Annotated in this window: 20 protein-coding genes; 12 read left to right on the forward strand and 8 right to left on the reverse strand. The window is 61.3% G+C overall.

Features of this window, described 5'->3' with window-relative positions:
* Window positions 1-12: 12 nt before the first annotated feature.
* From pepP to gcvH, 8 genes are all read left to right on the forward strand, one after another.
* A complete protein-coding gene (pepP, locus tag BT199_RS20070; protein WP_014720408.1) occupies window positions 13-1,335 on the forward strand; it encodes a Xaa-Pro aminopeptidase in 1,323 nt (440 codons plus the stop codon).
* Complete coding sequence (ubiH, locus tag BT199_RS20075; protein ID WP_072435342.1) at window positions 1,332-2,519, forward strand: 2-octaprenyl-6-methoxyphenyl hydroxylase; 1,188 nt, start codon at window positions 1,332-1,334, stop codon at window positions 2,517-2,519. The genes pepP and ubiH overlap by 4 nt, the downstream gene beginning before the upstream one ends.
* Window positions 2,512-2,997 (forward strand): DUF4442 domain-containing protein, encoded by a 486-nt coding sequence (locus BT199_RS20080; protein WP_019817788.1) that lies wholly within the window; start codon window positions 2,512-2,514, stop codon window positions 2,995-2,997. The genes ubiH and BT199_RS20080 overlap by 8 nt, the downstream gene beginning before the upstream one ends.
* A gap of 8 nt (window positions 2,998-3,005) precedes the next feature.
* A complete protein-coding gene (locus BT199_RS20085; RefSeq protein WP_175556219.1) occupies window positions 3,006-4,223 on the forward strand; it encodes a 2-octaprenyl-3-methyl-6-methoxy-1,4-benzoquinol hydroxylase in 1,218 nt (405 codons plus the stop codon).
* Window positions 4,224-4,441: 218 nt separating this feature from the next.
* Window positions 4,442-5,446, forward strand: coding sequence for an extracellular solute-binding protein (locus tag BT199_RS20090; protein ID WP_014720404.1), 1,005 nt, complete (start codon window positions 4,442-4,444; stop codon window positions 5,444-5,446).
* 150 nt (window positions 5,447-5,596) lie between these two features.
* On the forward strand, window positions 5,597-7,213 hold the full coding sequence (locus tag BT199_RS20095; RefSeq protein ID WP_072435344.1) for an ABC transporter permease: 1,617 nt from the start codon (window positions 5,597-5,599) through the stop codon (window positions 7,211-7,213).
* Window positions 7,214-7,369: 156 nt separating this feature from the next.
* A complete protein-coding gene (gene gcvT / locus BT199_RS20100; protein ID WP_003195295.1) occupies window positions 7,370-8,452 on the forward strand; it encodes a glycine cleavage system aminomethyltransferase GcvT in 1,083 nt (360 codons plus the stop codon).
* 52 nt (window positions 8,453-8,504) lie between these two features.
* Window positions 8,505-8,888: a glycine cleavage system protein GcvH gene (gcvH, locus tag BT199_RS20105; RefSeq protein ID WP_003195293.1), complete on the forward strand. Its 384-nt coding sequence runs from the start codon at window positions 8,505-8,507 to the stop codon at window positions 8,886-8,888.
* Between the two features lie 130 nt (window positions 8,889-9,018).
* Here the strand turns inward: gcvH and BT199_RS20110 are convergent, their stop codons facing one another.
* The 6 genes from BT199_RS20110 to BT199_RS20135 all read right to left on the reverse strand — a co-directional run bounded on the left by BT199_RS20110 (window position 9,019) and on the right by BT199_RS20135 (window position 14,275).
* Window positions 9,019-10,161: a DegT/DnrJ/EryC1/StrS family aminotransferase gene (locus BT199_RS20110; RefSeq protein ID WP_014720401.1), complete on the reverse strand. Its 1,143-nt coding sequence runs from the start codon at window positions 10,159-10,161 to the stop codon at window positions 9,019-9,021.
* 164 nt (window positions 10,162-10,325) lie between these two features.
* Window positions 10,326-10,640, reverse strand: coding sequence for a DUF2388 domain-containing protein (locus BT199_RS20115; protein ID WP_003176799.1), 315 nt, complete (start codon window positions 10,638-10,640; stop codon window positions 10,326-10,328).
* A gap of 68 nt (window positions 10,641-10,708) precedes the next feature.
* On the reverse strand, window positions 10,709-11,155 hold the full coding sequence (locus BT199_RS20120) for an NfeD family protein (RefSeq protein ID WP_072435345.1): 447 nt from the start codon (window positions 11,153-11,155) through the stop codon (window positions 10,709-10,711).
* Between the two features lie 10 nt (window positions 11,156-11,165).
* A complete protein-coding gene (locus tag BT199_RS20125; protein ID WP_003195285.1) occupies window positions 11,166-12,086 on the reverse strand; it encodes an SPFH domain-containing protein in 921 nt (306 codons plus the stop codon).
* A 76-nt stretch (window positions 12,087-12,162) separates the two neighbouring features.
* Window positions 12,163-13,857: a GspE/PulE family protein gene (locus BT199_RS20130; RefSeq protein WP_072435346.1), complete on the reverse strand. Its 1,695-nt coding sequence runs from the start codon at window positions 13,855-13,857 to the stop codon at window positions 12,163-12,165.
* Between the two features lie 79 nt (window positions 13,858-13,936).
* Entirely contained in the window at window positions 13,937-14,275 is a 339-nt protein-coding gene (locus tag BT199_RS20135) for a hypothetical protein (RefSeq protein ID WP_014720398.1), read from the reverse strand.
* A 127-nt stretch (window positions 14,276-14,402) separates the two neighbouring features.
* Here BT199_RS20135 and BT199_RS20140 point away from each other — a divergent pair, with 127 nt between their 5' ends.
* On the forward strand, window positions 14,403-14,873 hold the full coding sequence (locus tag BT199_RS20140; protein ID WP_003195279.1) for an Lrp/AsnC family transcriptional regulator: 471 nt from the start codon (window positions 14,403-14,405) through the stop codon (window positions 14,871-14,873).
* 71 nt (window positions 14,874-14,944) lie between these two features.
* Here BT199_RS20140 and BT199_RS20145 read toward each other — a convergent pair whose 3' ends face one another.
* Entirely contained in the window at window positions 14,945-16,312 is a 1,368-nt protein-coding gene (locus BT199_RS20145) for a CYTH domain-containing protein (RefSeq protein ID WP_020301821.1), read from the reverse strand.
* Window positions 16,313-16,470: 158 nt separating this feature from the next.
* Between BT199_RS20145 and argE the strand changes: the two genes are divergently transcribed.
* Both argE and argA read left to right on the forward strand, forming a co-directional pair.
* Window positions 16,471-17,619 (forward strand): acetylornithine deacetylase, encoded by a 1,149-nt coding sequence (gene argE, locus BT199_RS20150; protein WP_072435347.1) that lies wholly within the window; start codon window positions 16,471-16,473, stop codon window positions 17,617-17,619.
* 133 nt (window positions 17,620-17,752) lie between these two features.
* A complete protein-coding gene (gene argA, locus BT199_RS20155) occupies window positions 17,753-19,051 on the forward strand; it encodes an amino-acid N-acetyltransferase (RefSeq protein WP_014720395.1) in 1,299 nt (432 codons plus the stop codon).
* Window positions 19,052-19,164: 113 nt separating this feature from the next.
* Here argA and tauA read toward each other — a convergent pair whose 3' ends face one another.
* On the reverse strand, window positions 19,165-20,151 hold the full coding sequence (gene tauA, locus BT199_RS20160) for a taurine ABC transporter substrate-binding protein (RefSeq protein WP_072435348.1): 987 nt from the start codon (window positions 20,149-20,151) through the stop codon (window positions 19,165-19,167).
* A 370-nt stretch (window positions 20,152-20,521) separates the two neighbouring features.
* Between tauA and BT199_RS20165 the strand changes: the two genes are divergently transcribed.
* Window positions 20,522-21,865, forward strand: coding sequence for an OprD family porin (locus tag BT199_RS20165; RefSeq protein WP_072435349.1), 1,344 nt, complete (start codon window positions 20,522-20,524; stop codon window positions 21,863-21,865).
* Window positions 21,866-22,007 lie beyond the last annotated feature (142 nt).

Consider the following 22,007-nt stretch of genomic DNA (forward strand, 5'->3'; position numbering starts at 1 on the left):
ACCCATCTGCCCATGATCCATATCCCCAAAGCGGAATACACCCGGCGCCGCAAAGCGCTCATGGCGCAGATGGAACCCAACAGCATCGCGATCCTGCCGGCCGCCGCCGTGGCCATCCGCAACCGCGATGTCGAGCATGTTTACCGCCAGGACAGCGATTTCCAGTACCTGAGCGGTTTCCCCGAGCCCGAAGCGGTGATCGTGCTGATGCCCGGTCGCCAGCACGGCGAGTACGTGCTGTTCTGCCGCGAGCGCAATGCCGAGCGCGAATTGTGGGACGGCCTGCGTGCGGGCACCGAGGGCGCGATTCGCGACTTTGGCGCGGATGACGCCTTCCCCATTACCGATATCGACGACATCCTGCCCGGCCTGATCGAAGGTCGCGACCGCGTGTACTCGGCCATGGGCAGCAATGCCGAGTTCGACCGGCACGTGATGGAGTGGATCAACGTGATCCGTTCCAAAGCACACCTGGGCGCCCAGCCGCCGAACGAATTCGTTGCCCTGGATCATTTGCTCCACGATATGCGCCTGTATAAATCGGCGGCAGAAGTGAAGGTGATGCGCGAGGCGGCGCGAATTTCCTGTGCGGCCCATGTGCGGGCGATGCAGGCCAGCCGTGCCGGCCTGCATGAGTTCAGCCTGGAAGCCGAGCTGGATTACGAGTTTCGCAAAGGCGGTGCGAAGATGCCGGCCTATGGCTCCATCGTCGCTGCTGGGCGCAACAGCTGCATCCTGCATTACCAGCAGAATGACGCGGTGCTCAAGGACGGCGACCTGGTGCTGATCGACGCCGGGTGTGAGATCGATTGCTACGCCAGCGATATCACCCGTACCTGGCCGGTCAACGGCAAGTTTTCGCCCGAGCAAAAGGCGATCTACGAGATTGTGCTGGCCTCCCAGGAAGCCGCCTTCAAGCAGATCGCGCCGAACAAACATTGGAACCAGGCCCACGAGGCGACCGTGCAGGTCATCACCGCCGGCCTGGTGAAGCTGGGGTTGTTGCAAGGTGACGTTGACGAACTGATCGCCAGCGAAGCCTACCGCGCCTTCTACATGCACCGTGCCGGCCACTGGCTGGGCATGGATGTGCATGATGTGGGCGAGTACAAAGTGGGCGGTGAATGGCGCGTGCTGGAAGTGGGCATGGCCTTGACCGTGGAGCCGGGTATCTATATTTCCCCGGACAACCAGACTGTGGCAAAGAAATGGCGTGGCATTGGCGTGCGCATCGAGGACGACGTGGTAGTGACCAAGCAAGGCTGTGAAATCCTGACCGGCGGCGTGCCCAAGACCGTTGCCGAGATCGAAGCGTTGATGGCGGCTGCCCGATGAGCCGGGTCAACCTGGCGATTGTCGGCGGCGGCCTGGTGGGGGCCAGCCTGGCCCTGGCATTGCAAGCCGGGGCCAAGGCTCGGGGTTGGAAGATCGTACTGATCGAACCCTTTGCACCGGGCGACAGCTACCAGCCGAGCTACGATGCGCGATCTTCCGCGCTGTCGTTTGGCGCGCGCCAGATTTACCAGCGTCTGGGCCTGTGGCAGGCCATTTCCCGACGGGCGGAGCCGATCAAGCAGATCCATGTATCGGACCGTGGGCGCTTCTCCACCGCGCGTTTGTCCGCGATGGAGGAGGGCGTGCCAGCCCTGGGTTATGTGGTGGAAAACGCCTGGCTCGGCCAATGCCTGTGGCAAGGCTTGGACAAGGACGTGGTGAGCTGGCGTTGCCCGGCAGAAGTCACGCGCATGGAGCCTCTGCCCGGTGGCTATCGCCTGACCCTCAACGATGAAACCGTGCTGGAATGCGACCTTGCGGTACTGGCCGATGGCGGCCGTTCCGGCTTGCGTGAGCAGCTGGGCATCGGCGTGAAAACCCGGCCCTACAACCAGAGCGCGCTGATCGCCAACATCACGCCGAGCGAAGCGCACAATGGCGAGGCGTTCGAGCGCTTTACCGATGAAGGCCCCATGGCCTTGCTGCCGCTGCCGGACAACCGTTGCGCGCTGGTCTGGACCCGCATCGGCATGGACGCCCAGCGCTTGGCCAGCCTCGACGAGCGTAGCTTCCTGAGCGAACTTCAGGGTGTGTTCGGGTATCGCCTGGGCACCCTCAAGCAAGTGGGCGCCCGCCACCTGTACCCGTTGACCCTGGTGGAAGCCGAAGAGCAAGTGCGTTCGCACCTGGTGGTCCTCGGCAATGCCGCCCACAGCCTGCACCCGATTGCCGGGCAGGGGTTCAACCTGTCCCTGCGCGATGCCAATGCCTTGGCCGGAGCCCTGTTGGCCGGGCCTGCTGTGCCGGGTGACCTGGCGACCTTGCAAGGCTATCGCGAGCGCCAGCGCCTGGACCAGCAACTCACCGTAGGCTTCTCCGACCAGGTCACGCGCCTGTTTGGCAGTGCCCAACCGTTGATGGCGCTGGGCCGCAATATGGGCTTGCTTGGCCTCGACCTGTTACCACCGGCCAAACGCTGGTTCGCCCGTCAGGCCATGGGCCTGGGTACGCGTTCCGATGCGTAAGTGGCTAACCCAACGAGTGGGCAAGGCGCGGCTGTTGCGCTGGTTCCTCACCCTGTACCCGCCGTACCTCGGCGCCGGGGTGCGGGTGCAGGCATTGAGTGCCGATTTCCGACATGCCAAGGTGCGCATGGGCCTGGGTTGGTACAACCGCAATTACGTCGGTACGCAATTTGGCGGCAGCCTGTATTCGATGGTCGATCCGTTCTACATGTTGCTGTTGATCGAGAACCTGGGCCGCGACTACATCGTGTGGGACAAGGCTGCGAGTATCGACTTCATCTCGCCGGGCAAAGGCCCGGTGTATGCCGAATTCTCCATCGACGACGCTTTGCTCGATCAGATCCGGCGCCAGACTGAAGGTGGCGAGAAATATCTGCCCCACCTCAAAGTCGAGATTCATGACGGCTCCGGCACTCTGGTGGCGCGGGTCGACAAAACCCTTTATGTGCGGCGCAAGCCGCCAGCGAGACAGGCTTGAATATGGACATGCGCGCAGATGTGCTGATTGTCGGGGCCGGAATGGTCGGAAGCGCCCTGGCGCTGGCGTTGCAGGGCAGTGGCTTGCAAGTACTGCTGCTCGACGGCAGCCCGTTGAGCGTCAAGCCATTTGACCCGGCTGCGGCGTTTGAACCGCGGGTGAGCGCGTTGTCGGCGGCCAGCCAGCGCATTCTTGAGCGCCTGGGCGTGTGGGACGGTATCGTAGAGCGGCGTGCCAGCCCCTATGGCGAAATGCAGGTATGGGACGGCAGCGGCACCGGGCAGATCCACTTCTCGGCGGCCAGTGTGCATGCCGAGGTGCTTGGGCATATCGTCGAGAACCGCGTGGTGCAGGATGCCTTGCTCGATCGCCTGCATGACTGCGACCTCGGCCTGCTTGCCGGTGCGCGCCTGGAACAGATGCGCCGCTCCGGCGATGACTGGTTGCTGACCCTGGCCGACGGCCGCAAGCTGCGCGCGCCGCTGGTGGTGGCCGCCGACGGTGCCAACTCCGCCGTACGCCGCCTGACCGGTACACCTACCCGTGAATGGGATTACCTGCATAACGCCATCGTCACCAGCGTGCGCAGCAGTCAGCCGCACCAGCGTACCGCGTGGCAACGCTTCACCGACACCGGTCCGCTGGCGTTCCTGCCGCTGGTGCGCGATGGGCAGGAAGACTGGTGTTCGATAGTCTGGTCGACCACGCCCGCCGAATCCGAGCGTTTGATGGCGCTGGATGACGAAGGCTTCTGCCGTGAGCTGGAGCGTGCTTTCGAGGGGCGCCTGGGCACCGTGCTCAGTGCTGACCCGCGTGTGTGCGTACCGTTGCGCCAGCGCCATGCCAAACGCTATGTGGCCGAAGGCCTGGCATTGATCGGCGACGCCGCTCACGTCATCCACCCGTTGGCGGGGCAGGGCGTCAACCTGGGTTTGCTCGATGCAGCCGTGCTGGCCGAAGTGCTGTTGGCGGCGACCGAGCGCGGCGAGCGCCTGGCCGATGTGAAAGTGCTGAGCCGTTACGAGCGGCGCCGCATGCCCCATAACCTGGCGCTGATGGCGGCGATGGAAGGCTTTGAGCGCTTGTTCCAGGCCGATCAACTGCCGCTGCGCTGGTTGCGCAACGCGGGTTTGAAAATCGTCGACCAGATGCCCGAAGCCAAAGCCGTGTTTGTGCGCCAGGCACTCGGATTGACTGGCGATCTCCCCGAGCTCGCCAAACCCTGACGCTGAAATGCGTCCGTTCGGGCTTGTGTGTGCGGGCTTGCTCGCGAAAGCGGCGTGTCAGTGATAGAACTACTGACTGACCCACTGCATTCGCGAGCAAGCCCGCTCCCACAAAGGCGAATAAAAGCACCTGCAACATCTGGTAACGCCTCCACCAAGCGTTACCAAATGTGAGTCCTTATCATTTGCCCTCCATTTGCAAATGAGAGACCGCACCCATGTTGGCACCCAAGCGCCTCCTGACTGCCCTGGCACTCACCCTGATCGGCAGCACCACCGTGCAGGCGGCCGACGAAGTCGTGGTCTACTCCTCGCGTATCGACGAACTGATCAAGCCTGTGTTCGACGCCTACACCAAAAAGACCGGCGTACAGGTCAAGTTCATCACCGACAAGGAAGCCCCGTTGATGCAGCGCATCAAGGCCGAGGGCGAGAACGCCACCGCCGACCTGCTGCTCACCGTTGACGCCGGCAACCTCTGGCAGGCCGAGCAGATGGGCATCCTGCAACCGTTCACCTCTCCTGTGATCGACAAGAATATTCCTCTGCAATACCGCTCATCGGCCCACGCCTGGACCGGTTTGAGCCTGCGGGCGCGAACGATCGCCTATTCCACCGACCGGGTAAAACCGGGCGACCTGACCACCTACGAAGCCCTGGCCGACAAGCAGTGGGAAGGCCGCCTGTGCCTGCGCACGGCGAAAAAAGTTTACAACCAGTCGCTGACCGCCACGTTGATCGAGACCCATGGCGCGGCCAAGACCGAAGAAATCATCAAGGGTTGGGTGAATAACCTCTCCACCGACGTGTTCTCCGATGACATCGCCGTGCTGGAGGCCATCAACGCCGGGCAGTGCGACGTGGGTATCGTCAACACCTATTACTACGGTCGCCTGCACAAGCAGAAGCCAGACCTGGCAGTGAAGTTGTTCTGGCCGAACCAGGGCGACCGCGGCGTGCATGTGAACCTCTCCGGCATCGGCCTGACCCAGCACGCACCACACCCGGAAGCGGCCAAGGCGCTGGTGGAGTGGATGACCACGCCTGAGGCGCAGAAGATCTTCGCCGACGTCAACCAGGAGTTCCCGGCCAACCCGGCGGTACCGCCATCGGCGGAAGTGGCGACCTGGGGCAAGTTCGTGGCCGATACCTTGCCAGTGGAAGTGGCAGGCAAGCGCCAGGCCGAAGCGATTCGCCTGATGGATCGTGCTGGCTGGAACTGAAGCTGCGCCGCTCGACTGTGGGAGCTGGCTTGCCCGCGATTGCATCACGTCGGTATCACTGATACACCGGGGTGCTTGTATCGCAGGCAAGCCAGCTCCCACATTGGTTAGTGGCCGCTTCAACATCTTTATTTTTCTGAGAGCTTTTCCTTGGCCCACCCCGCCCAACGTCGCTGGTACCTGCCGGTTTTCAGCGTCGCCGCCCTGGTGCTGTTGCCGCTGAGCGTGCTGCTGCTGTCCTGGCAAAGCATCGACCCGCAGATCTGGTCGCACCTCTGGGACACTCAGATGCCCCGCTTGCTGGGCAACACCTTGACCCTGGTGCTCGGTGTCGGCCTGGGCGTGACGCTGCTGGGCGTCAGTCTGGCCTGGCTGACCAGCCTGTGCGAGTTCCCCGGGCGGCGCTGGCTCGACTGGGCATTGATGTTGCCCTTTGCAATCCCTGCCTATGTGCTGGCCTTCGTGTTTGTGGGCCTGCTGGATTTCGCCGGCCCGGTGCAAACCCTGCTGCGCGAGTGGTTCGGCACCGGGTTGCGCTTGCCGCGGGTACGCTCTACCAGCGGCGTGGTCATCGTGTTGGTGCTGGTGTTCTATCCCTATGTCTACCTGCTGGCGCGCAGCGCGTTCCTGGCTCAGGGCAAAGGCTTGATGGAAGCGGCGCGGGTGCTGGGGCAATCGCCATGGCAAGCGTTCTGGTGTGTGGCATTGCCAATGGCGCGGCCAGCGATTGGTGCCGGTGTGGCCTTGGCGTTGATGGAGACACTCGCGGATTTTGGCGCGGTCTCGGTGTTCAATTTCGACACCTTCACCACCGCTATCTATAAAACCTGGTACGGCTTTTTCAGCCTGTCCAGTGCCGCGCAACTGGCGAGTCTGCTGCTGCTGGTAGTGATGTTGGTGCTATATGGCGAGCGACGTGCGCGCGGGGCCAGTCGACCGAGCAATGAGCGCCCGCGGGGCAAGGCGTTGTACCACTTGCGCGGGTTCAAAGCCGTGGCGGCCAGTGCGTGGTGCAGCCTGGTTTTCGCCTGTGCGTTCGTGATTCCGATGCTGCAACTGGTGGCGTGGTTCTGGCAGCGTGGCCGCTTCGACCTGGATGAACGTTACACCGGGCTGATCGTGCATACCCTCTACCTGGGCGGTATCGCAGCGCTGATCACCGTCAGCGTCGCGCTGATACTGGCCTTTGCCAACCGTCTGGCGCCCACCCGGGCGATTCGTTCCGGTATCAGCCTGGCCAATGTCGGCTATGCCTTGCCAGGCTCGGTGCTGGCGGTGTCGATCATGCTGGCGTTCAGTTACCTGGACCGCGAGTTGGTGGTGCCGCTCTCCGGATGGCTGGGCGGGGCGGGCAAGCCTTTGCTGCTGGGCAGCCTGTCGGCACTGGTGCTGGCGTATTTGGTGCGGTTCCTGGCGGTGGCCTACGGGCCGCTGGAAAACAGCCTGGCGCGAATCCGTCCGTCTTTGCCCGAAGCGGCACGCAGCCTTGGGGTGAGTGGCCCACGACTGTTTTGCAAAGTGTATCTGCCGTTATTGCTGCCGGGCACGTTGAGCGCAGCGCTGCTGGTGTTTGTAGATGTGCTCAAGGAAATGCCGGCCACCTTGCTGATGCGCCCGTTTGGCTGGGACACCCTGGCGGTCCGCATCTTTGAAATGACCAGTGAAGGCGAATGGGCACGGGCGTCTTTGCCGGCGCTGACCCTTGTGCTGGTCGGCTTGTTGCCGGTCATCGGGCTGATTCGTCGCTCGGCTCGGCAAATCGGTTAGGTGCCAGTCCTACGGCTTGAGGCTACAATGCGCGGCATTCGGTGCGCTCCGTCTTTCGGATCGACCTGCTGTATGTGGCTGCGGGCCTTGTAGTACAAGGTGTTCGGCGCACGTGGCAGCTCTGCGCGCCTTCGCCAAGCCCGGAAGGAGAAACCCATGGGACAGCGTACGCCTCTGTATGACCTGCATCTCGCCCTCGGCGCGAAAATGGTCGATTTTGGCGGTTGGGATATGCCTTTGCATTACGGCTCGCAAGTTGAAGAACACCACCAGGTGCGACGCGACTGCGGGGTCTTCGATGTATCTCATATGACCGTGATCGATGTCACCGGCCCCCAGGCCAAGGAATGGCTCCAGTACCTGCTGGCCAATGATGTCGACCGACTGCACGGCTGTGGCCGTGCGTTATACAGCGCCATGCTCAACGAGCAGGGCGGGGTGGTGGACGACATGATCGTCTACCGCACCGAAACCGGTTACCGCCTGGTGGTCAACGCCGCCACGCGCGATCAGGACATGGCCTGGATGCAGGCGCAACTGGGCAGCTACTCAGTGCAACTGCATGAGCGCTCCGAGTTGGCCATGCTCGCCATCCAAGGCCCCCACGCCCGGCAGAAAATCGCCGAACTGGTGACCCAGTCCCGTGGCATCCTGATCCATCAGCTCAAACCGTTCGAAGGCCGGGCCGATGGCGACTGGTATATCGCCCGCACCGGCTATACCGGCGAAGACGGCCTCGAAATCGTGCTGCCGGCCGATCAGGCACCGGGCTTTTTCAACGACCTGGTGGGCGCTGGCATTTCCCCCATCGGCCTCGGTGCGCGCGATACCTTGCGCCTGGAGGCCGGCATGAACCTGTATGGCCAGGATATTCACCAGGCCGTCTCGCCGCTGGCGGCCAACATGGCCTGGAGCATCGCCTGGGAACCTGTCGAGCGTAACTTCATTGGCCGCGCTGCGCTGGAAGCAGAAAAAGCAGCCGGCGTGCAGTTCAAACTGGTCGGGCTCGTCCTTGAAGAGCGTGGTGTGCTGCGTGCTCACCAAGTGGTTCGTATCGCCAATGTTGGCGAAGGAGAGATCACCAGTGGTAGTTTCTCGCCTACGCTAAGCAAATCCATTGCGCTGGCGCGTGTGCCGACGGCGACTGCCGACCGGGCCGAAGTGGAAATCCGCGGCAAGTGGTATCCGGTTCGAGTGGTCAAGCCGACCTTCGTGCGTCATGGCAAAACCCTGATCTAACAAATTCCGGCAGGCCAATGGCCGCTGACATTTCATCTTGAGGACACAGACTATGAGCAATATCCCTGCCGACCTGCGTTTTGCCGAAAGTCACGAATGGGCCCGTCTGGAAGCTGACGGCACCGTGACCGTCGGGATCTCCGACCATGCACAGGAAGCTTTGGGTGATGTGGTGTTTGTTGAGTTGGCGGAAGTGGGTGCCAATTTTGAAGCGCAAGGCCAGGCGGGTGTGGTTGAGTCGGTGAAAGCAGCCTCGGATATCTACTCGCCGGTTGCCGGCGAAGTGATTGCTGTCAACGAAGAGCTGAGTGGCAGCCCTGAGTTGCTGAACTCTGACCCGTACGGCGCCTGGATCTTCAAGCTCAAGCCAAGCGACAAGGCCGAGCTGGACAAACTGCTGGATGCCGCCGGCTACAAAGCCGCGATCGGCGAATAAACGCAACAGCTGCAACAGCACACCTCAATGTGGGAGCTGGCTTGCCTGCGATTGGATCACCCGGGTATCACCGATACACCGAGGTGCCAGCATCGCAGGCAAGCCAGCTCCCACAGTTGATTTGTTGTGATCAGTCTTTTTTCAGTACGGCTTTAACCGCCGCTACAGCCCGCTCCACATCCGCCTCTGTCATCGCCGTGAACATCGGCAACGACACGATCAAACGCCCAACACGTTCGGCCACCGGGAACATGCCTTCCTTGAAACCCTGTGCCCGATAGAGGCTCAGCAGGTGGATCGGCGGGTAGTGATAGCCGATACCCACGCCGTGGGCCTGCATCTGCTCCATGAACGTCGCACGGGCTGGCAGGCCATCCTGGCGCTCCGGCAATACCAGTTGGAACAGGTGCCAGTTGCTGTTTTCGAAGTCGGCCGGCGGCAGTTGCGCGCCGTATTGGGCTTCGAAATTGCTGCCGAAGCATTTGAAGTAGTGCCGTGCCAGGTTCTGACGATGGGCGGTGATTTTCTCGATGTGCGCAAATTGCCCCAGGCCGATGGCGGCGGCAATGTCGGTCATGTTGAACTTCCCACCCAGCACATCCACATCCAGGCCATCGAAGCCGCTGCGGGTGACGCCTTGCAGGCGGTACTTCTCTGCCAGACGGGCCTCCTCGGCATTGTTCAACACCAGGCAGCCGCCTTCGGACGACGTAATGTTCTTGTTCGCCTGGAAGCTGAAGGACACGAAGTCGCCAGTTGCGCCGATGCGTTCTCCATCCCAGCTGGACCCCAGGGCCTGGGCAGCATCTTCGACAATGCGCAGGTTGTACTTGTTGGCCAGCGCGTAGAGCATCGGCATATCCAGGGGCAAGCCGGCCAGGTACACCGGGATGATCGCCTTGGTGCGCGGAGTAATGGCGGCTTCCACCTGGGCCAGGTCGATATTGCGGGTCACCGGGTCGATGTCGGCGAAGACGGGAGTGGCGCCCACTTCGAGAATCACGTTGGCCGTGGCAACCCAGGAGATTGGCGTGGTGATGACTTCATCCCCAGGCCCGATCCCGGCGATGCGCAAGGCGATCTCCATGGTGCAGGTGCCCGAGTTGAAGGTGCGCACCGGACGTCCGCCAAAATAGTCTGACAACTGTGCTTCGAACGCCTGCACCTTTGGCCCGCTGGTGATCCAGCCGGAACGCAGAACATCGCCGACCGCCGCGATGGTGGCTTCATCAATGGTCGGTTTGGAAAACGGCAGGAAGGGCTGTTGGCTCATGACGAAGAAGGCATCCGTTTCAGGTAGGCAATGAAAAATAGACGTGTCAGTAGGGCATGGTTGCACGCTGAGACTGAATATAGCCTGTCATCCATGAACGATTCGTCATGCAGCAGGCAAAAAAATGCCGCTTGAAAAAGCGGCATTTTTTATGAGGGCAGTTGTTACTCGGTTACAGCATTCTTCGCCAGGATGGCGTTAGCCAGTTCCATGTCGGTGGCTTGGAGGCCAGGGTTGTCGGCGCGGACCTTCTGCATGGCCGCTTCCAGGTACGGGCCGCGAATGCCGCCGTCGCTGGCGACGAAGCTGCCTGCGTCGTCCTGGGCGGCGACCACCAGCTTGTGGTCCTTGAACGTCAGGTAAGTCGAGCCAGTGGTGGCGCCCGACGAGATGACATTACGCCAGAAGCTATCGGCCATGGCTGAGCCGACAGGTAGGGAAAGCACAGCGAGGGTTGCGACAGCATATTTGAGACGCATGATGGGTGACTCCGGTGGGTTATCTGTACGTTTTGATTGTAGTTAACCCGATCCAGTTCCATCACTGACTAAACAGTTTCAACCTTTAAAATCACCCCATCCTGCCCAACCACGCGGACTTGAGCGCCCACGGGGGCGTCTGCACCGGTGACCATCCACACGCCATCGCCGACTTTGACCTTGCCGCGGCCATCCACTATGGCTTGATGCACCACGAAAGTGCGCCCGACCAACTCTGAACCGCGCTCGTTCAACCCCGGTTGATCGCTGGCCTTGGCACTGCTGCGTTGGCGTTTCCACCAGTACACGGCGGTCAGTATCGACAACACCGCAAACAGCAGCAGTTGCCATTCCAGCCCCAGCGGCGGGAACAGGAACTTGATCACGCCCACGGCTGCGGCGGCGATGCCCATCCAGAGCAGGTAGCCTCCGGTACCGAACACCTCGAGAATCAACAGCACGGTGCCTAGGGCTAACCAGTCCCAAAACGACAAATGCAGCAAAAAGTCCCACATGGTGTTGGCCTCAGCCTTTCTGGTTGCCGAAGGTTGCCTTGACGATTTCGCCGATACCGCCCACGGCGCCAATCACCTGGCTGGCTTCCAGCGGCATCAGGATGACCTTGCTGTTGTTGGCAGACGCAAGCTTGCCCAGGGCGTCGATGTATTTTTGCGCGACGAAGTAGTTCACCGCCTGCACGTTGCCCGACGCAATGGCTTCGGACACCACTTGTGTCGCCCGCGCTTCGGCTTCGGCCTGGCGCTCGCGGGCCTCGGACTCCAGGAACGCTGCCTGGCGGCTGCCTTCGGCTTCAAGGATTTGCGCCTGCTTTTTGCCTTCCGCTGTCAGGATCGCCGACGCCCGCAGGCCTTCGGCTTCGAGGATCTGTGCGCGCTTGATCCGTTCGGCTTTCATTTGGCCGGACATGGCGGCCATCAGGTCGGCAGGCGGGCTGATATCCTTGATCTCGATACGGGTGATCTTGATGCCCCATGGCGCAGTGGCTTCATCCACGGTGCGCAGGAGTTTTTCGTTGATGCCGTCGCGCTGGCTCAGCATGGCGTCCAGTTCCATGGAGCCGAGTACGGTACGGATATTGGTCTGCAGCAGGTTGCGGATAGCATGTTCGAGGTTGTTGACCTCATAGGCGGCCTGGGCGGTGTTGACCACCTGGAAGAAGCACACGGCATCGATCTGCACGGTGGCATTGTCGGCGGTGATGACTTCTTGAGGCGGGATATCCAGCACGCTTTCCATCACGTTGATCTTGCGACCGATGCGGTCCATGACCGGGATGATGATATTCAGGCCGGGCTTGAGGGTGTTGGTGTAGCGGCCGAAACGCTCGACGGTCCATTGGTAGCCCTGGGGCACCACTTTGAACCCCATGAACAGGATGGCGATGGCCAAGCCCACGAAAAGAAGCAGTACGGTTCCGATCTGCATAGCGATTCCCTATCTGAAGGTGTCAGTGAATGACATTAGGCCGATTGTAACGGTCTGGTCACGGATAAGGACGGTTTCATGGCCCAACAAACAAAGGATTTGTTTCTGAATCCCCTGGCGTGACCCGCAACACCTCCGTCATCGTGGTCAGCCCGGCCTTCACTTTCTCGATGCCGGCCATGCGCAGGCTGCTCATGCCCTGCGCCAGTGCCCCACGGCGCAGGGCTTGTACGTCCGCGCCTGGAGTGACCAGCGCCTGGAGTGCCGGGCCCATGAGCATGATTTCATACAGTCCGGCCCGGCCTCGATAACCGCTGTCACGGCAGTGTGCACAGCCGACAGCTTCGTAGCCGCCATCGTCCTCCAGGCCCGCGGGGTGCTTGCAGTGGCTGCACAGAAGCCGCACCAGGCGCTGCGCCATCACACCTATGAGCGTGGCTTTGATCAAATAGTGAGCAATGCCCAGTTCCTGCAGACGGCTGATGGCACTGGGTGCATCGTTGGTGTGCAGGGTCGAGAGCACCAGGTGCCCGGTCAGCGCGGCCTGGATAGCCATCTCTGCGGTTTCCTCGTCGCGGATTTCGCCGATCATGATGATGTCCGGGTCCTGGCGCAGCAGGGCGCGGATGCCACTTGCGAACGTGAGGTCGATGTTGTGCTGGACCTGCATCTGGTTGAAGGCCGGCTCGACCATTTCAATCGGGTCTTCCACCGTGCACAGGTTGACCTCGCGGGTCGCCAGTTGCCTGAGGGTGGTGTAGAGGGTGCTGGTCTTGCCTGAGCCGGTCGGGCCTGTGACGAGGATGATGCCGTGGGTGCGTCGCGTCATGGCGTGCCAGCGTTGCTGGTCGGCGCTGGACAAACCCAACTGGTCGAAATCCTTGAGCAGCACCTGTGGGTCGAAAATTCGCATCACCAGTTTTTCGCCGAATGCCGTGGGCAGGGTCGAAAGCCGCAATTCCACTTCGACACCCGCAGGGTTCCGGGTCTTGACGCGGCCATCCTGGGGCTTGCGTTTTTCGGCCACGTTCATTCGCCCCAGGCTTTTCAGGCGGCTGACCACGGCCATGGTGACCTGCGGGGGAAATTGATAGACGTCATGCAGCAGCCCATCAATGCGAAAGCGCACCCGACCCTGGTCGCGGCAGGGCTCGATATGGATGTCGCTGGCTCGTTGGCCAAAGGCGTATTGCAGCAGCCAGTCGACGATGTTGACGATATGCGCGTCGTTGGCGTCCGGCTCCTTGTCGCTGGCGCCGAGGCTGAGCAAGTCGACATTGCCAGGCGCCGTCATTTTTTGATCCGCACCGCTGACGGACTTGGCCAAGCGGTAAAACTCGTTGATACAGCGCTGAATATCCTGAGGGTTGGCAACCACGCGCTTGATCGTGCGTTTGAGTACCTGGGACAGCCCGGCTTCCCAAGTGGTGATATGGGGTTGGGCACTGGCGACCGTCACGCTGTGGGCATCCACCGCGACTGCAAGAATGCCGTGGCGCTGAGCAAAGGCGTGGGACATCAAGGGCACCACGGCCGCCACATCAATCTTCAATGGGTCGATGCGCAGGTAAGGCTGGCCGACCTGCCGGGCCAGCCATTGAATCAAGGTCTCCAGACAAGGGCCCTGGGCTGCGATGCATTCCAAGGGATGCTGGCTGCCGGACGCTGGCGCTACCTTTTGCGCCGCCTGCGCCGTGATCAACCCTTGCTCGACCAGCGCCGGCAACAATTGCTGCAGTTCCAAGAGGTGATCGTGAGCGGCGACGGGCATGCAGGTTTTCCTGGGGCGTGGGGGTAATCCCAGGCTAGCCAGCCGCTGAAGGTCCTGCTGGCGCGTGTGTTGCCGGTTTTTACTGCGCCATCGCCGCCAGCGCTTGAGGCCGCTCGGAATCAGCCGACCACAGCTCCAGGGTGCAGACGCTGATCAGGTTTCGAATCTTTTCACCGATCACCTGGGCGCGGTGCCAGCTCAGGCCGGTCATCACGATATCGATGCTCAGCAGGTCGGCTTCCCGGTTCATGCTGACCTGGGTGGGCGTGAGCAATTGCAGCGCGAAGTAGTTCAGCACCCGGCACAGCACGTCCGGTTCAGCCTCGGCGACGATGCGATAGTGCGCCTGGCAGTGGCTGCTATTGGCGGCCCACGCATCGACGCGGGTGGCGGGGTAGGCGGTTTCGACGGCATGCATGCTGACTCTCCAGTTTAGACTGGAGAAATTTTTACATTCGCCTCGGGAGATTTCTTATCTAAAATAAGCCTGCTTGGCGATAAATCGACCAGAACAATTCAAGATAAGCCTATTCATGGGTACGTTTATGCACAGTGAGTTGGACGCCTACGACCGCCGTATCCTGGCCTTGCTGCAAGAGGATGCCTCGCTCTCCAGTGCACAGATTGCCGAACAGGTCGGCCTGTCGCAGTCGCCATGCTGGCGGCGTATTCAGCGGCTCAAGGAGGAGGGGGTGATCCGCGGCCAGGTCACCCTGCTGGACCGCAAGAAAATCGGGCTCAACACGCAGATTTTCGCCGAGGTCAAACTCAACGCCCACGGTCGCTCCAATTTCACTGAGTTCACCGAGGCGATTCGCGGTTTTCCGGAAGTGTTGGAGTGCTACGTGCTGATGGGGGCGGTGGATTTTCTGCTGCGTATCGTCACCTCGGATATCGAGGCGTACGAGCGGTTTTTCTTCGAGAAGTTGTCGATGGTGCCGGGGATCCAGGAGGTCAACTCGATTGTGGCGCTGTCGGAGATCAAGTCCACCACCAGCCTGCCAGTCTTGCGCTGACAGGGAGGGCCTCATCGCGGGCAAGCCCGCTCCCACAGCAAATGTGGGAGCGGGCTTGCCCGCGATAGCGATTACAGGCGCAGAAGGGTCTTCCAGGCACGATTCTGATACACCGCAATCGCCTGATGCATACGCGCATCCAGGGATTCATCGGTAATCGGCTGGTTGGCCAGGTGCGCCAGCTTGTTCAGTTCGCCGTACAAGCGGTCCAGCTCAGGAATGTCCACCACATGGCGCGCATGGTGCAGCCAGGCCTGGATGCGTTCGATACGCGGCAGTTGCTCGGCCAGATCTTCCGGCTGTTGCTGGTAGCGCTGCAGTTGCAGGGCGACGGCGTCGTCGGCCAGCAGGCGTGGCAGCCAGTTGGTGATTTGCGCAGCGCCCTGGCGGTTGCCACGCACATTACGCTCGGCCGTCCAGGTGCGGGCCAGCAGCCAGCGCGAGAGGTTGAGTGAGAACAGGCCCCAGCGCACGTCTTGCAGCTCTTCGATGAACTGCTCGGGCGCGGCTTTGCGAATGTCTTCATCGTCGTCACCGGCCTGGACCAGCGGGCGCCAGTCTTCCAGCAACGCATCCAGGGCGCTGCGCAGTTCGCTGGTGGATTGGCGCGGCGCGGCCTGACCGAGGCTGCCGATCAGGGCGCGCAACTCGCCGAGGTTCTCGACCCAGTCCTGCAGCAGGCGCCAGTGGCCATTGAAGCGGTATTGCTCAGCCAGGCGCTGGCTGCTGCCCAGCAGGTGCCACAGGATCGCGGCGAAGGCGTCGTCCAATGGCATTTCGGCGTGGATCTGTGGCGCCGGCAGGCTCAGGGAGTAGCTGCTGGCGTCATACAGGCGATAGCCGCGTTCGGCCTTGCTGATGTCGCACGGCATCAGGGCCAGGGTTGCGGCCAGCTCGGCGGCCAGTTCCAGCAGGGCCGCCGGTTCGCCTTCGCGCAGTTCCAGTTCCAGCTCGCAGATTTCTTCTTTCTGCTTGCCGACCACCACATGGCCCAGGTCCAGGGCGGCTTCGATCACCACCTTGGCCTTGCCACGGCCCCAGGCGATCTCGGCGCGTTCACGCACGAAGTCGGTGGTGAAGATCGGCTTGAGGGTCTTTTTGTCCAGCTCGGCCAGTTGCTCGGGCCAGCACTCGCCATCGAGTTTCTTCACGTCGAGCTTGGCTTTGGGCAGGTCCCAGTTGTATTCGTTGCGTTCCGACAGGCCGGCGACGCTTTGGCCGCGGGTCTTGAGGGTCTGGATGATGTCGTCACCGTCCTTGCGCAGGCGCAGGGCAACCTTGGCCTGGGCCAGGTCGCGCTCGGGGGTGTCGAAGTACTGGTTCATCAACTCACGGCGTTCCCAGCCACTTTTGTTGCGTTTTTTCAGTAACGGGTGCTCACGCAGCGCGGCGAGTGTTTCGCGGCTGACGCGTAGCTTGATTTCGGTTTCTTTCTGCATGGCCGGAAAATCCAGGATCGGGAGCGCAGCCGGGGAAAAGTGTGGCTGCCAAGGTCGTGCAGTGTACAGGACTGAGCCCGGCAACGTGCCGCAACGGTTTATTGTGTTGCGCAGATGCCTCTATAGTGAGGTTCATCCGGGAAGTTGGGAGACCGCGCATGCCGTTACCGTCCATGAAAGAGCAGTTCGCCGCCTTGATCGCCGCGCCGTCGGTGAGCTGCACCCAGGCGTCTCTCGACCAGAGCAATCGCCCGGTGATCGACCTGCTCGCCGCTTGGCTGGGCGACCTGGGCTTTGCCATCGATATCCAACCAGTCAGCCCCGGCAAGTTCAACCTGTTGGCCAGTTTCGGCAGCGGCCCCGGTGGCTTGGTGTTGGCGGGGCATAGCGATACCGTGCCGTATGACGCGGCGCTGTGGAACACCGACCCGCTCAAGCTGACGGAAGTCGATGGTCGCTGGGTAGGGCTGGGCAGTTGTGACATGAAGGGGTTCTTCGCACTGGTTATCGACGCGGTGTTGCCGCTGCTGGACCAACCCTTCAAGCAACCGCTGTTGATCCTTGCCACCTGTGATGAGGAAAGCTCTATGTCCGGTGCCCGTGCGCTGGCCGAGGCGGGGCGCCCATTAGGTCGTGCAGCTGTGATCGGCGAGCCGACCGGGCTCAAGCCTATCCGCTTGCACAAAGGTGTGATGATGGAGCGCATCGACATCCTCGGGCGCAGCGGCCACTCGTCGGACCCCAGCCTGGGCCACAGCGCCCTGGAAGCCATGCATGACGCCATCGGCGAACTGCGCGGCCTGCGCCTGGCCTGGCAGCGCGAGTACCGCAACGCGCAATTCAGCGTGCCGCAGCCGACGATGAACTTCGGCTGCATTCACGGCGGCGACAACCCCAATCGCATCTGCGGCCAGTGCTCCCTGGAGTTCGACCTGCGCCCCCTGCCGGGCATGGACCCCGAGGTGCTGCGCGCCGCGATTCGCCAGAAGCTCGAACCCGTGGCCGAGCGGCATAAGGTCAAGATCGACTACGCGCCGTTGTTCCCCGAAGTGCCACCCTTTGAGCAGCCCGAAGACGCCGAGTTGGTGCGGGTGGCGGAGCGTTTGACCGGTCATCGTGCCGAAGCAGTAGCGTTCGGCACCGAAGCGCCTTATCTTCAGCGCCTTGGTTGCGAAACCCTGGTGCTCGGCCCTGGCGACATTGCCTGCGCCCACCAGCCTGGCGAGTACCTTGAAATGTCACGCTTGACGCCTACAGTGCGTCTATTGCGGGAACTGATCGAACACTACTGCCTGAAACCTGCATAAATTAACCCCTGCCCATTCGTACATAAGGAGAGTGAGCGTGTCGCCAAGCCTGTTCCGACGATAACCATCAGCCGCTGTGCGCTTTCACGATTGATCCTTTATTTGGCTGCTTTTTATTACAGGCCCAGGTGTTATGCCCGAATACGTCAATTGGCTTCGTCACGCTTCGCCCTACATCAACGCCCACCGCGACTGCACCTTTGTGGTCATGCTGCCCGGCGATGGTGTGGACCACCCCAACTTCGGCAATATCGTCCACGACCTGGTGCTGCTTCACAGCCTGGGTGTGCGCCTGGTGCTGGTGCATGGCTCGCGCCCGCAAATCGAAACCCGCCTGCAAGCACGCGGCCTTACCCCGGCTTACCACGAAGGCTTGCGCATCACCGATGCTGCGACGCTGGAGTGTGTGATCGACGCGGTGGGCCATCTGCGTATTGCCATCGAGGCGCGCTTGTCCATGGACATGGCGTCCTCGCCGATGCAGGGCTCGCGCCTGCGCGTGGCCAGCGGCAACCTGGTCACCGCACGGCCAATCGGCGTGCTTGAAGGCGTGGACTACCACCACACCGGCGAAGTGCGCCGGGTCGACCGCAAGGGCATCAACCGCCTGTTGGATGAGCGCTCTATCGTGCTGCTGTCGCCGTTGGGGTATTCGCCCACCGGCGAGATCTTCAACCTGGCCTGCGAAGACGTCGCCACCCGCGCCGCCATCGACCTGGGCGCCGACAAATTGCTGCTGTTCGGCGCCGATCCCGGTCTGATCGATGAGAACGGCCGCCTGGTGCGTGAATTGCGCCCACAACAAGTACCCGCGCACCTGCAACGCCTGGGCAGCAACTATCAAGCCGAACTGCTCGATGCCGCTGCCGAAGCCTGCCGGGGTGGAGTAGGGCGCAGCCATATCGTCAGCTACGCCGAAGATGGCGCCTTGCTCACCGAGCTGTTTACCCGCGACGGCGGCGGTACGCTGGTGGCCCAGGAGCAATTCGAACTGGTGCGCGAAGCGGCGATCGAAGACGTCGGCGGTTTGCTGGACCTGATCAGCCCGCTGGAAGAGCAGGGCATTCTGGTGCGCCGTTCGCGGGAAGTGCTGGAGCGTGAGATCGAGCAGTTCAGCGTGGTCGAGCGCGAAGGCATGATCATCGCCTGCGCGGCGCTGTATCAGATCGCGGATTCGGATGCGGGGGAGTTGGCGTGCCTGGCAGTGAACCCGGAGTACCGCCACGGCGCGCGAGGCGATGTGTTGCTCGAACGCATCCAGACCCGGGCACGCGCCCAGGGCTTGAAAACCCTCTTTGTACTCACCACCCGTACGGCCCACTGGTTCCGCGAACGCGGTTTTGTGCCGAGCAGCGTGGACCGCCTGCCGTCGGCGCGGGCGTCGCTGTACAACTATCAGCGCAACTCGAAGATTTTCGAGAAGGCCCTGTAAAAGAATACTGCTCTGTGTGGGAGCTGGCTTGCCTGCGATAGCGGCGCCTCGGTTTAACTGCAGGACCGAGTTGCTGGTATCGCGGGCAAGCCAGCTCCCACCAAAGACTGTATTTATTGTGGGATGAATTTGTCGGTCACATAGGCCGAATAATCCGGCAGCACCGTCTCTACCTTCCCCTGTTCCTTCAGGAACTTCGCCGTTTCCTCAATCGCCTTCGCCGTGCCGCCCTTGAGCAGCGCAGCGGTTTGCTGTGCCTGCGCATCCGGAAACGTCGTACCGGCCAACAGTTCCGGAATGTCGTCGGCATTTGAACCTGTCAATTTGGCGATTTTCTGCACTCGCTCGGAATCCACCGTCCAGCTGTCTTTGTGGGCGGCATAGTCGGCAAAGGCATCCAGGGTAACTTTGGCGAACTTGGCCACTACGTCAGGATGTTTTTGCGCAAAATCCTTGCGCGCCACCCACACCTCAAACGTCGGTGCGCCCCATTGGCCCACCTGCGCCGCGTCTGTCAGGGTTTTTCCGGTCTTGCGGATTTCGCCCAGGGCCGGTGACCACACAAAAGCCCCATCAATATCGCCACGCTTCCAGGCGGCGGCGATTTCGGCCGGTTGCAGGTTCACCACTTTGACTTGTTTGGTGTCCAGCCCCCAGTGTTTCAGCGCGCCGAGCAGGCTGTAATGGGAGGTGGAGACGAAGGGCGTGGCGATGGTTTTACCAATCAAGTCCTGGGGGGTGTCGATCCCACTGCCGTTGCGCACCACCAGGGCTTCAGAAGCGTTGATCTGTGCCGATACGATAAACGCCACAATCGGCAGGTTGCGCGAGGCCGCCGCCGCGAGCGGGCTGGAGCCGAGGTTGCCGATTTGTACATCACCGGAAGCGATGGCCGTGACTACCTCTGGCCCGCTGTTGAAGCGGCGCCAGGCGATTTTTTCGCCGATGGCTTTTTCGTACAGGCCGTCGGCCTGGGGAACCTTGCTGGGATCGATGCCGGTCTGGTAGCCCACCGTCAGGTCGGCGGCGTTGACACCCAAAGAAAGTAATAGCGATACAAAAACTGTAACAAATTGACGGGAGGATGTGCGTTTGGCCATGATGGCGTCGCCTTTTTGATCGTGAGTGACGTATGCAACCGTACGGCAACACTAATCGATCTAAAAAAGCACCAGTAAATACCCTTTAGGAATTAGCTTATGGAGCGGCGCGTCTATCCTGACCGACCAGCTTCACGGAAAGTCTTATTCCTGGATCGTATGAAAAAGAATGAAATAATTCTTTTTGGGTGTATGAAAAACTCATTACCCTGCAGGGACCAAATCAACTGCGATTAGACGAAGGTAGTAGACACACAAGGTTACGATTGACTTGGTGGTCACTATCTGGCGCTAATCGCGCATCTGTGGATCGAGGGCGTCAGACCCGAGACCAAAGAAATACAAAAATTAGAAATGAGAGGAGCGGTACATGAAGAAGTCCACCTTGGCTGTGGCTGTAACGTTGGGCGCAATCGCCCAGCAAGCAGGCGCTGCCGGTTTCATCGAAGACAGCAAGGCCACACTGGGCCTGCGTAACTTCTACATCAACACCGATAACCGCGAAGGCACGGCCAACCCGAGCAAGAACGAAGAATGGGGCCAAGGCTTCGATCTGCGTTTCATCTCCGGTTACACCCAAGGCACTGTTGGCTTCGGTCTCGACGCTATCGGCCTGTTGGGTGTTCGCCTGGATTCCGGCGGCGGCACCAACGGTGCGACTGCCAGCTCTTACGGCGGCACGATCTTCCCGAGCAAGTCCAATGGCGAAGCCGTTGATAACTACTCGAGCCTGGGCCTGACCGCCAAGGCCAAGATCTCCCAGACCGAACTGAAGCTGGGTACCTTGCAGCCCAAGCTGCCGGTCATCGTCACCAACGATGGTCGTATGCTGCCGCAGACCTTCCAGGGTGGCCAGATCACCTCCAGCGACATCAAGGATCTGACCCTGGTCGCCGGCCAGATCGAAAAAGCCAAGGGCCGTAACTCCAGCAACAACGAAAGCCTGTCCATCTCCGGCGCCAACAGCCGTGGTGTGAACTGGCGTTCGAGCAACAAGTTCTACTACGCCGGTGGCGACTACAAGATCACCAAGGATCTGACCGCCCAGTACTACTACGGCAACCTGGAAGATTTCTACAAGCAACACTTCCTGGGCCTGACCCACAACTGGGCCATTGGTCCAGGCGTGCTGAAGTCTGACCTGCGCTACTTCAACAGCTCCGACGATGGTAACAACGGCAACCAGTCCGCTTACTTCTCGACGGGCAACTACAGCGGCGTGAACTCCGGCCGTGGCAAAGTCGACAACAACCTGTACAGCGGCCTGTTCCTGTACTCGGTTGCCGGCCACACCTTCGGTGGCGGTTACCAGGTCAGCAACGGCAGCAGCGACTTCCCTTGGCTGAACCAGGGTGACGGCTCGTCGGCTTACATCACCACCGACATGCAGATCCAGAAGTTCGCCCGTGCCGGCGAGCGTACCTGGCAAGCTCGCTACTCCTACGACTTCGCCAAAGTCGGCGTGCCTGGCCTGACCGCCGGTGTGGTTTACCTGAAAGGTGATCATATCGACACCGTCGCCAGCAACCGTACCGAGTTCACCGGCCAGTCCGAGTGGGAACGTGACCTCACTGTTGCCTACGTCGTACCGGAAGGTCCGCTGAAAAACGTCGGCGTGGCGTGGAAAAACGCTATGTGGCGCAGCGACATCGCCAACGCGCGTAACCAGGACGAAAACCGCTTGATCGTCAGCTACTCGATCCCGCTGTTGTAAGACTGTAAAACCTTGCCCGGCGCAATGCCGGGCAAGGTGTCTTGCTGTTCAAGTCGGGCTCAACCCCCGCAAGCCCTTCCTGAATCCCTCTTTTTTGCAGCGTCTCAAGGCCTTCTCGAACCTTGAAGGCGATGTTGGCCTC

The sequence above is a fragment of the Pseudomonas sp. NFR02 genome, from assembly GCF_900119375.1.
In the GTDB taxonomy this organism is placed as follows: Bacteria; Pseudomonadota; Gammaproteobacteria; order Pseudomonadales; family Pseudomonadaceae; genus Aquipseudomonas; species Aquipseudomonas paracarnis.